Annotated in this window: 14 protein-coding genes; 6 read left to right on the top strand and 8 right to left on the bottom strand. The window is 60.2% G+C overall.

What is annotated here, in order from left to right:
* Window positions 1–4 precede the first annotated feature (4 nt).
* On the top strand, window positions 5–1,447 hold the full coding sequence (gene gspE, locus ACJ8IJ_RS16880; RefSeq protein WP_442518834.1) for a type II secretion system protein GspE: 1,443 nt from the start codon (window positions 5–7) through the stop codon (window positions 1,445–1,447).
* The gene (gene hofC / locus ACJ8IJ_RS16875; protein WP_442518833.1) at window positions 1,444–2,643 is read left to right on the top strand and encodes a protein transport protein HofC; all 1,200 of its coding nucleotides are present in this window, start codon (window positions 1,444–1,446) and stop codon (window positions 2,641–2,643) included. Before gspE ends, hofC begins: the two co-directional genes overlap by 4 nt.
* Before the next feature lie 52 nt (window positions 2,644–2,695).
* Here the strand turns inward: hofC and ACJ8IJ_RS16870 are convergent, their stop codons facing one another.
* Entirely contained in the window at window positions 2,696–3,739 is a 1,044-nt protein-coding gene (locus ACJ8IJ_RS16870; RefSeq protein ID WP_004932727.1) for a GMP reductase, read from the bottom strand.
* Between the two features lie 362 nt (window positions 3,740–4,101).
* Between ACJ8IJ_RS16870 and coaE the strand changes: the two genes are divergently transcribed.
* From coaE to yacG, 3 genes are read left to right on the top strand one after another with little or no spacing between them, the layout of a single operon-like run.
* A complete protein-coding gene (gene coaE / locus ACJ8IJ_RS16865) occupies window positions 4,102–4,716 on the top strand; it encodes a dephospho-CoA kinase (protein ID WP_004932729.1) in 615 nt (204 codons plus the stop codon).
* Between the two features lie 5 nt (window positions 4,717–4,721).
* Complete coding sequence (gene zapD, locus ACJ8IJ_RS16860) at window positions 4,722–5,474, top strand: cell division protein ZapD (protein WP_004932732.1); 753 nt, start codon at window positions 4,722–4,724, stop codon at window positions 5,472–5,474.
* A gap of 51 nt (window positions 5,475–5,525) precedes the next feature.
* Window positions 5,526–5,717 (top strand): DNA gyrase inhibitor YacG, encoded by a 192-nt coding sequence (gene yacG / locus ACJ8IJ_RS16855; RefSeq protein ID WP_004932737.1) that lies wholly within the window; start codon window positions 5,526–5,528, stop codon window positions 5,715–5,717.
* 39 nt (window positions 5,718–5,756) lie between these two features.
* Here yacG and mutT read toward each other — a convergent pair whose 3' ends face one another.
* The 3 genes from mutT to secM form a co-directional block, all read right to left on the bottom strand.
* Window positions 5,757–6,161, bottom strand: coding sequence for an 8-oxo-dGTP diphosphatase MutT (mutT, locus tag ACJ8IJ_RS16850; protein WP_442518832.1), 405 nt, complete (start codon window positions 6,159–6,161; stop codon window positions 5,757–5,759).
* Window positions 6,162–6,241: 80 nt separating this feature from the next.
* Window positions 6,242–8,950, bottom strand: a complete 2,709-nt coding sequence (secA, locus tag ACJ8IJ_RS16845; RefSeq protein ID WP_004932741.1) for a preprotein translocase subunit SecA — start codon at window positions 8,948–8,950, stop codon at window positions 6,242–6,244.
* An 82-nt stretch (window positions 8,951–9,032) separates the two neighbouring features.
* Window positions 9,033–9,563 (bottom strand): secA translation cis-regulator SecM, encoded by a 531-nt coding sequence (gene secM / locus ACJ8IJ_RS16840; protein ID WP_033650184.1) that lies wholly within the window; start codon window positions 9,561–9,563, stop codon window positions 9,033–9,035.
* Window positions 9,564–9,589: 26 nt separating this feature from the next.
* Between secM and ACJ8IJ_RS16835 the strand changes: the two genes are divergently transcribed.
* Window positions 9,590–10,105 carry a DUF721 domain-containing protein gene (locus ACJ8IJ_RS16835; RefSeq protein ID WP_004932751.1) on the top strand — a complete coding sequence of 172 codons (516 nt, stop codon included), beginning with the start codon at window positions 9,590–9,592 and terminating at the stop codon, window positions 10,103–10,105.
* 101 nt (window positions 10,106–10,206) lie between these two features.
* Here ACJ8IJ_RS16835 and lpxC read toward each other — a convergent pair whose 3' ends face one another.
* The 4 genes from lpxC to ftsQ form a co-directional block, all read right to left on the bottom strand.
* Window positions 10,207–11,124: a UDP-3-O-acyl-N-acetylglucosamine deacetylase gene (lpxC, locus tag ACJ8IJ_RS16830; protein ID WP_004932754.1), complete on the bottom strand. Its 918-nt coding sequence runs from the start codon at window positions 11,122–11,124 to the stop codon at window positions 10,207–10,209.
* Between the two features lie 103 nt (window positions 11,125–11,227).
* Window positions 11,228–12,382 carry a cell division protein FtsZ gene (gene ftsZ / locus ACJ8IJ_RS16825; protein ID WP_004932757.1) on the bottom strand — a complete coding sequence of 385 codons (1,155 nt, stop codon included), beginning with the start codon at window positions 12,380–12,382 and terminating at the stop codon, window positions 11,228–11,230.
* 74 nt (window positions 12,383–12,456) lie between these two features.
* Window positions 12,457–13,713 (bottom strand): cell division protein FtsA, encoded by a 1,257-nt coding sequence (gene ftsA / locus ACJ8IJ_RS16820; protein ID WP_004932758.1) that lies wholly within the window; start codon window positions 13,711–13,713, stop codon window positions 12,457–12,459.
* Entirely contained in the window at window positions 13,710–14,561 is an 852-nt protein-coding gene (gene ftsQ / locus ACJ8IJ_RS16815; protein ID WP_004932761.1) for a cell division protein FtsQ, read from the bottom strand. Before ftsQ ends, ftsA begins: the two co-directional genes overlap by 4 nt.
* Window position 14,562: the final 1 nt, after the last annotated feature.

Here is a 14,562-nt window from a genome sequence, read left to right as displayed (position 1 = left end):
GGCGATGAACGCGCAAATCAGCGAAGAGGTTCACGCCCTGTGCCGGCGCTATCAGGCGCTGGCGCTGAGCGAAGACCCGACCACCCTGACGGTCGCGCTCAGCGAAGAAGCGCCGCAGGGGCTGCTGGCGGCGCTGCGTTTCGCCACCGGCAAGCGCATCCATTTGGAACAATGGCCGGCGGCCAGGCTGGAGACGGCGCTGAACCAGCACCACGAGCCGCTCCCGGCGCCGTTGACGGCCGAAGAGGATACGACCGACATCGCCTACCCCGACGACGGCGATGCGCCGGTGGTACAGTTCATCAACCAGACGCTGCGCCTGGCCATTCAGCGCCGCGCCTCGGACATTCACTTTGAGCCCTTTCGGCAGCATTTTCGCATTCGCCTGCGCATCGACGGCGTGCTGCAAACCCTTGCCTCACCGCCGCCGCAGCTGGCTGCGCGCCTCATTGCCCGGCTGAAGATCCTCGGCCAACTGGATATCGCCGAGCGCCGTCAACCTCAGGACGGGCAGCTCAGCCTGACGCTGGACAGCGCGCGCTATGCCATGCGCATCGCCACCCTGCCGACGTTGCACGGCGAAAAGGTGGTGCTGCGCGTTCAGCAGGGCGAGCAGCAAGAGCTGCCGCTGGATCAACTGGGCATGAGCCGGACGGATCTGGCGCGCTACGCGGCAGCGTTGGCCTGCCCGCAAGGTTTGATCCTGGTGACCGGCCCGACCGGCAGCGGCAAGACGGTAACGCTGTACAGCGGGCTGCGCCAGTTGAATGATGCGCAAAGCAACCTGTGCAGCGTCGAGGATCCGGTCGAGATCCCGCTGTTCGGCATCAATCAGACCCAGATCAACGCCAAAACCGAGCTGAACTTCACCCGAGTGCTGCGTGCCCTGCTGCGCCAGGATCCGGACGTCATCATGATCGGCGAGATCCGCGATGCGGAAACCGCCGAGATCGCGGTCAAGGCCGCGCAAACCGGCCACCTGGTGCTGTCAACGCTGCATACCAACTCCACGGCTGAAACCCTGACGCGGCTGATGCACATGGGTATCCCCGGCTACCTGCTCGCAGGCTGCCTGAAGCTGGTCGTCGCCCAGCGGCTGGTGCGCAGGCTGTGTCGCCACTGCCGCTACCCGCAAAGCCAGCCGGCGCATTTTCCCACCGCGCTCTGGGCGGAACCGCTGCTCGCCTGGCGCGCCGACGGCTGCGAGCACTGCTTCGGCGGCTATTATGGGCGCATCGGCGTGTATGAACTGTTGGCCATTACGCCGGAAATTCAGGCGGCATTGCTGGCGAACGCAGCTCCCAGTCTGCTGGCGGATATCGCCCGCGAACAGGGGCAGCTTTCGCTGCTGCAGGCGGGTCTGGCGCTGGCCGCCGAAGGCACGACCTCGCTGGAAGAACTGTACCGCGTGATCGACGTCGTCCAGCCCGGCGTAACCACGCCATGAAAGCGCGCCGGTTGTTTCTGTGGCAAGCTTTCGACGCTCAGGGCACCTTACGCCGCGGCGAACTGATGAGCGAGGAAAAACGGCAGGTGAGCCGGCTGCTGATCGAACAAGGCCTGCAACCTTGGCGGATCGGGCACGGCAAACGCGTCACGCCCGGCCAATGGCGCGGAGAACCGTTAATCCACTTCACCCGCCAGCTCGCTACCCTGTTGCAGGCCGGGCTGCCGCTGGTCAATACGCTGCAGTTGCTGGCAGCAGAGCATCCTTCGGCAGCCTGGCGCTGCCTGCTGCGCCAGCTGGCCGACCAGGTGCGCGAAGGGCAGCCGCTCTCCGAAAGCCTTGCCGCACAACCAGGCGTTTTTCCACTGATCTATCGCCAACTGATCGCCATCGGCGAACTGACCGGCAACCTCGATCGCTGCTGCCTGCAGCTGGCGCAGCAACAGGAGGCCCAGTTGCTGCTGCGCCGCAAGGTGACCAAAGCGCTGCGGTATCCCCTCTTCATCTGCGCGGTGGCGCTGCTGGTCAGCGTGCTGATGCTGGTGATGGTGCTGCCGGAATTTGCCAAGGTTTATCAGTCGTTCGATGCGCAGCTGCCCTGGTTTACCCAAGGATTATTGGGGTTGTCCGCGCAGCTGATCGCCGTTGGCCCCTATTTGGCGCTGCTGCTCGGCGCGTTGCTGTTCGGCTACTGCCGCTGGCTGCATCCTCGCCCTCCGTGGCGCCAACGCGAACAGGCCGCCTTGCTGCGCCTGCCGCTGATTTCCCGGCTGATGAGCGGCGGCGCGCTGAGCCAAACATTTCGTATCCTGACCATGACCCAACGCGCGGGGCTGACGCTGGTGGAAGGCTTGAACGCGGCGGCGCTGGCGGCGGATCATCCGCTGTACCGGCAGGCGCTGGAGCAGGTGCAACGGCAGATCGCCGAAGGCGAAGCGTTTCATCAGGCCCTGGGCCTGCAACCGCTGTTTCCGCCACTGTGCCGGCAGCTGGTGCGGGTGGGCGAGGAGTCCGGTTCGCTGGACGCCTTGCTGGATAAGTTGGCGCAGTGGTATGAACGGCAGACGCACGAGCTGGCCGATACGCTGGCGCAAACGCTGGAGCCGCTGTTGATGCTGGTGGTGGGCGGGATTGTCGGCGCTTTGGTGATCGCCATGTATCTGCCTATCTTTCAACTGGGCAGCGTGCTGGGATAAAGAAGAGGATAGCGGGCGCCGCGGTGCGCGGCGCCCGAATGCAAGCTGCGGCTTATTTGCTGCCGAAGACGCGGTTTTCCTGCTCCGCCACGCGGATAAAGGTGGTGCGCTTGGTCAGTTCTTTCAGACGCTCGGCGCCGACGTAGGTGCAGGCGGAACGCAAGCCGCCGAGGATATCGCGCACGGTAAACTCCACCTCGCCGCGCAGCGGCAGCTTGACGGTTTTGCCTTCGGCCGCGCGATACTCCGCTACGCCGCCGACGTGGCGCTTCATCGCCGACTCGGAGCTCATGCCGTAGAACAGCATGAACTTCTCGCCGTTCTCTTCCACCACGGTGCCTTCGCACTCGTCGTGGCCGGCCAGCATGCCGCCCAGCATCACGAAGTCCGCGCCGCCACCGAAAGCTTTGGCCACATCGCCCGGCACCGAGCAGCCGCCGTCGCTGACGATTTGGCCGCCCAGCCCATGGGCCGCGTCGGCGCATTCGATCACCGCCGACAGCTGTGGGTAGCCCACACCGGTCTTCACGCGGGTGGTGCATACCGACCCCGGGCCGATGCCGACTTTAACGATGTCGGCGCCGGAGAGGATCAACTCTTCCACCATCTCGCCGGTTACCACGTTACCTGCGCAGATGACGTGATTCGGGCAGGCTTCGCGCGCTTTCTGCAGGAAGGCGACGAAGTGTTCGGAGTAGCCGTTGGCCACGTCGATACAGATGAATTTCAGCGCCGAAGACAGGGCCAGGATCTGCTGCATTTTGGCGAAGTCGGCTTCGGAGGTGCCGGTGGAGACCATCACATGGCGCAGCACCGATTCCGGCATGCGCTGCACGAAGTCAGCCCATTGCTCGACGCTGTAATGTTTGTGTACGGCGGTGAGAACGTCGAAAGAAGCCAGGGCCTCGGCCATGCGGAAGGTGCCCACCGTGTCCATGTTGGCGGCGATAATCGGCACGCCGGACCAGCTGCAACCTGAATGCTTGAAGGTAAACTGACGTTCCAGTTCAACCTCGGAGCGGCTTTTCAGCGTGGAGCGCTTAGGGCGGATCAACACGTCTTTAAAGCCCAACTTCAAATCTTCTTCAATACGCATGACTTATGATTTCCTGGTTAATGGCGACGGATCGCAAGGAGGATATTCGAACCTCTACCCGACGGCTTTCCAGTGGCGCAAAAAGACGGCGGCGAGATTAATGCCAGTTCCAGTGACGTTATAATACGCGCTAATAATCGCCGAACAAGACTGCGAATTCGCCTTTATTTACGCTACAATCCGACAAATTTACCTGCATAATCGCAGTGTGATTGCCCGCTCATTTTTGCCGTGCCGCTGCGTTTTTTCTCACCGCCCAATCGGTGCCGATGCGCAAGCGCCGCCTGCCGACTTGCACTTCTGCGCGATCGCTTTATGATTCGACTATTATTTTTTTATGAACATCGGATGCACCTAACACCATGGCCTACATTGTTGCGTTGACCGGGGGCATAGGCAGCGGCAAGACGACCGTCGCGAACGCCTTTGCGCGCCACGGCGCAACCCTTGTCGATGCCGACGTGATCGCCCGTCAGGTCGTCGAGCCGGGCACCCCTGCCTTGGCCGCGATCGCCGAACGATTTGGTAATGAAATGTTGCTGCCGGACGGTGCGTTGGATCGCGCTGCGCTGCGTCAGCGCATCTTCAGCCATCCCGATGACAAAACCTGGCTGAACCAGCTGCTGCACCCGCTGATACACCGAGAAACCCAGCGCCAACTGGCGCAGGCCACCAGCCCGTACGCGCTGTGGGTGGTGCCGCTGCTGGTGGAAAACCGCCTGCAGGATCGCGCCGATCGGGTGCTGGTGATCGACGTCGACGCCGAAACCCAGCTGGCTCGCACCATCGCGCGCGACGGCGTAAGCCGTGAGCAAGCGCAGAGCATTCTCGCCGCCCAGGCCACGCGCCAGCAGCGCCTCGCCGTGGCGGATGACATTATTGACAACAGCGGCGCCGCTCAGGGGATAGAGCCACAGGTCGCCGCTCTGCATCGTCGCTACCTTGAACTGGCGGCAACAGCGCCCCAACAGGATTAAACTGCATGAGTGATGTTTCCCCAACCGTTCTCTTTGAACACCCGCTGAACGAGAAGATGCGCACCTGGCTGCGCATCGAATTCCTGCTGCAACAGCTGCACGGCCAACGCGCCCTGAGTGAAACCGCCATCGCCCTCACCTTCTTTCGCACCGTCTCCGACTTGCTGGACGTGCTGGAGCGCGGCGAAGTGCGCACCGAACTGCTCAAAGAGCTGGAGCGCCAGCAGCAGAAACTGTTGGCCTGGGCCGATGTGCCGGGCGTGGATATGGCGCTGATCGACCAGCTGCGCGGCCAGCTGAAGTCGCGCTCATCGGCACTGATGGCGGCGCCGCGCCTCGGCCAGGCGCTGCGCGAAGATCGGCTGATCGGCCTGGTGCGTCAGCGGCTGAACATTCCTGGCGGTTGCTGCAGCTTCGATCTGCCGACCCTGCACATGTGGATGCACGCGCCGCAGCAGGATCGCGATGCCGACGTCGCCGCCTGGCTGCAGTCGCTGGATCCGCTGAACCAGGCGCTGATCATGGTGTTGGATCTGATCCGCCAATCCGGGCCGTTCCGCAATCAAATCAGCCTGAACGGTTTTTTCCAGGACAACGCCGAAGGGGCGGATCTGCTGCGCCTGCGCCTCCATCTGGCGCCGCAGCTTTATCCGCAGATTTCCGGCCATAAGACGCGTTATGCTATTCGTTTCCTGCCGCTGGACAGCGAACATGGCGCGGTGCCTGAACGCCTGACGTTCGAACTGGCCTGTTGTTGAACTTATGAAAGAAAGCCTTCTCAGCACCGCAAGAAGGCGTAAGGAACCGTTATGACGACCGTAGTAAAATGCCCAACCTGTGGCACCGGCGTGGTTTGGGGTGAAGTCAGCCCATTCCGGCCGTTTTGCAGCAAACGCTGCCAGCTGATCGATCTTGGCGAGTGGGCCGATGAAGAGAAACGCATTCCGAGCAACAGCGATCTGTCGGAAAGCGAAGACTGGAGCGAAATGGACGATCGCTGATCGCCCGCTGTTGGCCTGGCGGACGCCAGGCCAAACTGGTTATTGCGCGGCGTTCGCCTGTGCCACCAGCAGCTGAATAATGCCGACGTTGGCTTCCGGGAACTCGTCTTCACGCAGGTCCACCTGTTTTACCCAGCGCATCGGTTGCCCCTCGCGGCCGAACGGCTCACCCACCCAGGCTTCTACCAGATAAAAATTCAGCGTCACGATGCGATCGCTGAAGCGGTGCTCCACCACCTCCAGCAGTTCGGCGCGTTCGGCTTCGATACCGGTCTCTTCCCGCAGCTCGCGGCTCAACGCCTGTTCAGGCGTTTCACCCTGTTCGATCTTACCGCCGGGAAACTCCCAAAAGCCGGCCATGTGCGCATCGGCGGCGCGGCGGGTAATAAAGATCTCCTGTTGAGCATTGCGGATAATGCCCACGGCGATATTCAGATGTTTCATCTCACCCTCCTGATGGGTGCCAAAAAACAGGGGCTCAGCAAGCTGAACCCCTGGGTGTTATCGGTTAACCGCGGCCGGCATTACTGCAGGCGGCCGTGGCACTGCTTGTATTTCTTGCCGGAACCGCATGGGCAAGGATCGTTGCGCCCCACTTTACGCTCGGCGGTCGCCGGCGCGTTCGGATCTTCAGTCACCAGCGCGTTCTCGTCGTGGTGGCTCAGCTGTTGCTGCTGCGCCAGACGCTCGGCCTCTTCACGGCGCTGCTGTTCCAGCGCTTCCACCTCTTCCGGCATCCGCACCTGTACCTTGCTCAGCACGCTGATCACTTCATATTTCAGCGATTCCAGCATGGTGGCGAACATGTTGAAGGATTCACGCTTGTACTCCTGCTTCGGATCCTTCTGCGCGTAACCGCGCAGGTGGATACCCTGACGCAGGTAGTCCATCGCCGCCAGATGCTCTTTCCACAGAGAATCCAACGTCTGCAGCATCACGCCCTTCTCGAAGTTGCGCATCATCTCGCTGCCGACCACTTCTTCCTTACGCTGATACTGCTCTTTGGCGTTCTCCAGAATGCGTTCGCGCAGCGTCTCTTCGTGCAGCTCCGGCTCTTTGTCCAGCCACTGGGCGATCGGCATCTCCAGATCGAAGTCGTTCTTCAGGCGCTCTTCCAGCCCCTGAATATCCCACTCTTCTTCCAGCGACTGCGGCGTGATGTAGTTGTCGATGGTGCTCTTGAATACGTCCTCGCGGATGCTGGCGATGGTTTCGCTCACGTCGGACACGTCCAGCAATTCGTTGCGTTGGCTGTAGATGGCGCGGCGCTGATCGTTGGCGACGTCATCGTACTCCAGCAGTTGCTTACGGATGTCGAAGTTGCGGCTCTCTACCTTACGCTGGGCATTGGCGATCGCCTTGGTCACCCACGGGTGCTCAATCGCTTCGCCTTCTTTCATGCCCAGTTTACGCATCATGCCGGATACGCGATCCGAGGCGAAGATACGCATCAGGGCATCTTCCATCGACAGATAGAAGCGGGATGAACCGGCGTCGCCCTGACGACCGGAACGGCCGCGCAGCTGGTTATCGATACGGCGCGATTCATGGCGCTCGGTGCCGATGATATGCAGGCCGCCCGCCGCCAGCACCGCGTCATGGCGCTCTTTCCAGGCGGCTTTGATGGCTTCGATCTGCTCTTCGGTCGGCGCTTCCAGCAGCGCTACTTCGGCCTGCCAGCTGCCGCCCAGCACGATATCGGTACCACGGCCCGCCATGTTGGTGGCGATGGTTACCGCACCGCTCTGGCCGGCCTGGGCGACGATGTCCGCTTCCATGGCGTGGAATTTGGCGTTCAGCACCTTGTGGTCGATGCCCGCTTTGGTCAGCTCACGGGACACCACTTCGGATTTCTCGATTGAGATGGTACCCACCAGCACCGGTTGGCCTTTGGCGGTACGCTCGCGGATGTCCTCGATGATAGCGCCGATCTTCTCTTTCTCGGTCATGTACACCAGATCCGGCATGTCCTTACGGATCATCGGACGGTTGGTTGGCACCACGATGGTGTCCAGCTTGTAGATCGAGCTGAATTCGAAGGCTTCGGTATCGGCGGTACCGGTCATCCCAGCCAGCTTCTCGTACAGACGGAAGTAGTTCTGGAAGGTGATCGAAGCCAGCGTCTGGTTCTCGTTCTGGATCTCCACGCCTTCTTTGGCTTCCACCGCCTGGTGCAGGCCATCGGACCAACGGCGGCCCTGCATGGTACGGCCGGTGTGCTCATCGACGATGATCACTTCGCCGTCTTTCACGATGTAGTCAACGTCGCGGGTGAACAGCACGTGGGCGCGCAGCGCGGCGGTAACGTGGTGCATCAGCATGATGTTGGTCGGCGAGTACAGCGATTCGCCTTCATCCATGATGCCGGCTTCCACCAGCATCTCTTCAATCAGGATCAGACCGCGTTCGGTCAGGTGTACCTGACGCGCCTTCTCGTCCACCGAGAAGTGCCCTTCACCCTTGAAGGTGTCGGAGTCTTCTTTTTCCTGGCGGATCAGTTTAGGGATCAGCTTGTTGACCTTGATGTACATCTCGGAGCTGTCTTCGGCCGGGCCGGAGATGATCAGCGGCGTACGCGCTTCATCGATCAGGATGGAGTCCACCTCATCCACCAGCGCATAGTGCAGTTTGCGCTGCACGCGCTCTTCCGGGCTGAACGCCATGTTGTCGCGCAGGTAGTCGAAGCCGTATTCGTTGTTGGTGCCGTAGGTGATGTCGGCGGCGTAAGCTTCACGCTTGGCCGGCGCCGGCATGCCCGGCAGGTTGATGCCGATGCTCAGGCCGAGGAACTCGAACAGCGGACGGTTGTTTTCGGCGTCACGCTGCGCCAGATAGTCGTTGACGGTCACGACGTGCACGCCGCGGCCGCTCAGGGCGTTCAGGTAGGCCGGCAGCGTCGCGGTCAGGGTTTTACCTTCACCGGTACGCATCTCGGCGATGCAGCGGTCGTTCAGCACCATGCCGCCCAGCAGCTGCACGTCGAAGTGACGCATGCCGAACACGCGCTTGCTCGCCTCGCGCACCACGGCGAAGGCTTCCGGGATCAGGCTTTCCAGCGACTCGCCTTTTTCCAGGCGTGCGCGGAACTCGTTGGTTTTCGCTTTCAGCTCGTCATCGGACAGTTTTTCCATGTCCGGTTCCATGCGGTTGATCTGCTCAACCACTTTGCGCATGCGGCGCAGGGTACGATCATTACGGCTGCCAAAAACTTTGGTTAATAATTTCACTAACATGATGTTTGATATCTCTGTCATGACGGCCGAATGCGGCAGTCAACTTGCTATTATTTATGGTTTTTGTGCCCTAAGGGCGGAGTCAGACGAGAACGACGGGCCCGGCGCGAATGCCTTGCACCTGAGCCACCCACAGGCCGGTCTGGTGCCGTGCCAGCGTTGGCAGCACCTCGAGGTGGGTGTGGCGAATGATGGTCGGCGGCTTCGGCTCATGCGTCAGCAGCGCATTGAGGGTAGACAGCAGCGCCAGTTGCGCTACCTGCAAAGGCGGTTCCGCTTCGGCTTCGCTCTCCTGTACCCGCGCATAAACCGCCTGCGGCGCCAGCGCGAAAGAGAGGTGACGAATGACGGTGCGCAGTGCATGCTGCTGCCAATAATCTACGCTGAAGGTAGGGCGGCGGTGCGCGTCCTGCAGCAGGGCCAGGCTATTGAAGGTGCCGTTGGCCGAATTTTGCCGGTTAAGGCTGGACGACGTATTCGGCAGTGCGGCCTGATCGGGAGCGCCGGACAAATTGGAAGACGCGCCAAGCGAGGCCGCAACCATCCCTAACAGGAGATGGGGCCAGAAATAACGTCTGCCAAATTGTCGCCAACGATTTAGAATACCGATCACGAGTTTATAATCCGCCGGAGCCCATTATGCGCGATAGCCGTCCACAATTATTAGATGTCCTGTTCGACGACGCGTCTGCCGGCAGCAAAGGGCCGCTGCATAACGTCCAGCAACGCGCGGTGGCGCTGCTCAAGCTTAACCGTGCAGTGAAGGGCCTGTTGCCCGCCCCCCTGCATCCCTGGTGCCGCGTCGCGAATTTCCGACAGGGTATTTTAGTGCTCGAAACGGCAAATGCCAGTTGGATGATGCGCTTGCGCTACGAACAACCCGCTTTGCTGTCTGCACTACGAGCGCAAATTCTACCATCATTGTCGTCGATCGACATCAGGATTAATCCGGCCTTGATGGCGAAAGGCAGCAACCAGGTGCAAAACGCCGAAAAAGCGCCGGAAAAACCCGTGCCGATGCGGCATTTGAGTCTGGAAAGTGCGGAAGAGCTGAGAGGATTGGCGAGCCGTAGCCCGGAGAAACTGCGCAAGATATTGGAACGGCTGGCTGCATTGGCCGGAGAGGGTACCAACACAACCAGTCGTGATAAGTAATCAGCGACACAACTGCAAAACATCAGACGGCATCACGAGCCTGAATTCTCAGGCTCTCAGAGGATGCGCCTGCCGTTATTCGCAGGCGAGGAATTCAGACCTTACGCCAATACGGTAGACGGCGCCTTGAATGCCAACGGCATTTCGGCTTCGTCCTGGAAGGTCACGTATTCCCACGCTTCCTGCTTGGCCAGTACGGCCTGCAGCAGTTTGTTGTTCAGCGCGTGCCCAGACTTGAACGCGGTGAACGCGCCAATGATGTTGTGGCCGCACATGAACAGGTCGCCGATGGCGTCCAGCATTTTGTGACGTACGAACTCGTCTTCGAAACGCAGACCGTCTTCGTTCAGCACGCGGTAGTCATCTACCACGATGGCGCAATCGAAGCTGCCGCCCAGGGCCAGGCCGCGGGACTGCAGATATTCGATATCGCGCATGAACCCGAAGGTGCGCGCGCGGCTGATTTGACGCACGAACGACTCAGCCGAGAAATCAAGACGGTAGCGCTGAGAGCTGGCGTCGATAGCCGGGTGGTTGAAGTCGATGGTGAAGTCCAGGCGGAACCCGTTATGCGGGGACAGCTCGGCCCATTTGTCGCCATCTTCAACACGCACGGTCTCTTTCAGACGCAGGAATTTCTTCGCCGAGTTCAGTTCTTCGATGCCGGCATCCAGCAGCAAGAACACGAACGGACTGGCGCTGCCGTCCATGATTGGGATTTCAGCGGCGTCGACTTCGATGACGATATTGTCGATGCCCAGCCCAGCCAGCGCGGCGTTGAGGTGCTCAACGGTCGAAATACGCACGTCATGCTCATTCACCAGGCAAGTACAGAGCATGGTATCACGCACGGATTTTGCATCAGCCGGAAAATCAACCGGTGGATTCAAGTCAGTGCGACGATAGATGACCCCGGTATTAGCCGGCGCTGGGCGCATTGTCAGCGTGACTTTCTTGCCGGTATGCAAACCGACGCCAGTCGCCTGAACAATACGTTTTAATGTCCTTTGTTTGATCATCGTTTTATCTCGCAATGTTATCCATCCTACCAGCCAAGCATACAGCATGGCCGGCGGGACAGTTTAGCACAAAGAGCGGAGATTCCAAATTCTCAGGATATTCTTAGTCTGCCTGTTTACGCAGGAAGGCTGGAATATCAAGATAGTCGGGCTCTTTATTCGGCTGCGCAGCTTGGTCGTTGACCACCTTGGCGGCAGGTTTCACTTCCTGCGGCAGAGGCGACATGCCGTGCTGCTGATAACGGTGATCCATCACTGGCTGGCTGGCCTGCTTATTGGTCACCAGAGTGATTTCAGGACGCTTGTCCATACCGATACCGGTTGCAACCACGGTAACGCGCAGTTCGTCGTTCATTTCCGGATCCAGCGAGGTACCGATAACCACGGTAGCGTTGTCGGAAGCGAACGCACGGATGGTGTTACCCACAGTTTCGAACTCATCCAGACGCAGATCGAAGCCAGCGGTAATGTTGACCAGCACGCCGCGCGCGCCGGACAGGTCGATGTCTTCCAGCAGCGGGCTGGAGATCGCCATTTCGGCCGCTTCTTCGGCGCGGTCTTCACCGCAAGCCACGCCGGAACCCATCATCGCGTAGCCCATTTCGGACATCACGGTGCGCACGTCGGCGAAGTCGACGTTCATCAGGCCCGGACGGGTGATCAGCTCGGCGATACCCTGCACCGCGCCTTTCAGCACGTCGTTGGCCGCGCCGAACGCGTCCAGCAGAGAGATGCCGCGCCCCAGAACTTTCAACAGCTTGTCGTTCGGGATGGTGATCAGCGAGTCCACGTGTTTGGACAGTTCAGCGATACCCTGCTCCGCGAATGCCATGCGCTTCTTGCCTTCGAAGTTGAAAGGCTTGGTCACCACGGCCACGGTCAGAATACCCAAATCTTTAGCCACTTCAGCCACCACTGGCGCCGCACCGGTACCGGTACCGCCGCCCATGCCGGCTGCGATGAAGACCATGTCTGCGCCGTCCAGCGCTGCGCGCAGGGCTTCGCGGTCTTCTTCCGCTGAATTGCGACCCACCTCAGGGTTCGCGCCCGCACCCAGACCTTTGGTAATACCGCTACCAATCTGGATGGTTTGGCCAACCGCCGTTTTGCGGAGCGCCTGGGCGTCCGTGTTCACAGCGAAGAATTCAACACCTTCGATGCGCTCGCGCACCATGTGTTCAACGGCGTTGCCACCGCCGCCGCCGACGCCGATGACTTTAATCACCGCGTCATTGGTTAGTTCCATTGGTTCAAACATAGTTTCTCTCCGTTTTGTGCCTGTCGCTGCGAGATCATAAAAAGATTACTCAGCATGATCTCTTTGTTGAAACATTAAAACTCTTTTCTCAGCCAGCTATTGATGCGTTTAAACCAATTGCCCACCGAGGCGCGTTTTTCTACTTCTGTCTCACCGCTCAGGTGAGACTCTTTTCCATAGTGCAGCAGACCTACCGCCGTCGAGTAGTAAGGCTCCTGCGCATAATCCGTCAGACCCGTGATGTTCAAGGGTTGGCCGATGCGTACCTGAGTGTGGAACACCCGTTGCGCACAGGCTGCCAGGCCATCAATCTGGGCGGCGCCACCGGTCAGCACGATACCTGCCGCCAGATGATGCTTCACCCCTTGCTGACGCAGTTGCTCCTGCAATTGCAAAATTTCATCGTTAACCAGATTCAACAGTTCGGTGTAGCGTGGCTCAATGACTTCAGCCAGCGTCTGTCTTTGCAGACTGCGCGGAGGACGTCCCCCGACGCTAGGCACCTCTACATTCTCATCCTTGCTAACAATCGACCCAAGCGCACAACCGTGTCGAACTTTAATCGCTTCCGCATCGGTCGGCGGCGTGCCGAAGGCGTAGGCGATATCGCTGGTGACCACGTTCCCGGCATAAGGGATCACTTTGGTGTGGCGCAGCGCACCGCCGGTATACACCGCCATATCCATGGTGCCGCCGCCGATATCCACCACGCAAACGCCGAGTTCGCGTTCATCTTCGGTCAGCACCGCGTAGCTCGCGGCCAGACCGGCGAAAATAAGTTGGTCAACTTTCAGGCCGCAACGTTCCACGGCCTTGACGATGTTCTTCGCCATATCGTTATGGCAGGTAATCAGATGCACCTTGGCCTGCATGCGCACGCCGGACAGCCCAACCGGGTTTTTGATGCCTTCCTGATAATCGATGGCGTATTCCTGAGGGATCACGTGCAGGATACGGTGTTCGTCGCGCACGCGCACCGATTTGGCGGTGTGCACCACATTCTCCACGTCGTCCTGCGTCACTTCCTCTTCCGAGATCGGCACCATGCCGATTTCGTTCTGGCAGCTGATGTGTTTGCCCGACAGCGCCAGGTACACCGAAGAGATCTGGCAGTCCGCCATCAGCTCGGCCTGATCGATGGCGCGCTGTACGCACTTCACCACCGATTCCAGGTCGTTTACGCCACCCTTATCCATACCGCGAGACGGGCAGCTGCCCACCCCGATAATGTTGACCATGCCATCGGGCAGAACTTCCCCTACCAACGCGGAGACTTTTGCAGTACCGATCTCCAGTCCAACTACCAGTTTTCTGTCCGTCGACTTGATCATTGTTGTTTTGCCTGTGCCTGATTCTGTTGCTGATTACTGTTTTGCTGACCGCCAAGCGCCTGCGGATCGACCAACACCGGAGCCCACCCTACCGAAGCGCCGGACTCGTAGCGCAGATCGACATAGCTGACACGCTTGCTCTCCGCCTGGCCCTGCTGCTGCAATACCGGGTAAAGCTCGATAAACCGCTGCAAACGCCCGTTGCGGTCATCGCGCCCCAGCTCAAGCCGGACATCGTTGTCCAGCGCCAGCTGCCAGGAATGGCGCGCGGTCATCGCCGCCATTTTCAGCGTATATTTGCTGGCCGCCAACGTGGCGCTCATCGCCCGATAGCCTTCCAGCACATCCTGCTCGCTCCCTTCCGGCCCGTAGAGCAGCGGCAACTTCTGCTTGCCCGCCCGCTCCGCCGGTACGCTGAACGCTTTGCCCTCGGCGTCCACCATGTGCAAATCGTTCCAGCGCGCCACCGGGACGTACTCCACCAGATGGATCTTCAGCTCATCCGGCCATTGTTTGCGCACGCTGGCCTGCTTGATCCACGGCAGACGTTCGATCTGCTGCTGGATAACGTCCACATCCTGCGTCATAAAGGTGCCGGGTGCGCCCAGCGCCAGGATCGCCTGACGAATATCATCGTTGGTGGTGTAATGGCGTTCGCCGGTCACCACCAGCCTTGAGAGCGGCAGGCGGCTGGCGTCTTTCATCCAGCCAAGCACCGCCCAACCGCTCCACACGACCGTTCCCAACACCATCAGCAGGAAAATCATTCCCGCCAACTGGGTTCCATTGCTGCGGCGCGGGCCGTTATCCACCTCGCGATCGCGCGCATTCAGGGCAGCTTGCGACATA

Source organism: Serratia sp. CY40230 (genome assembly GCF_052168835.1).
GTDB lineage: Bacteria > Pseudomonadota > Gammaproteobacteria > Enterobacterales > Enterobacteriaceae > Serratia > Serratia nematodiphila.
The sequence above is the reverse complement of the archived record's forward strand: the minus strand, read 5'-3'. Positions and strand labels throughout refer to the sequence as shown.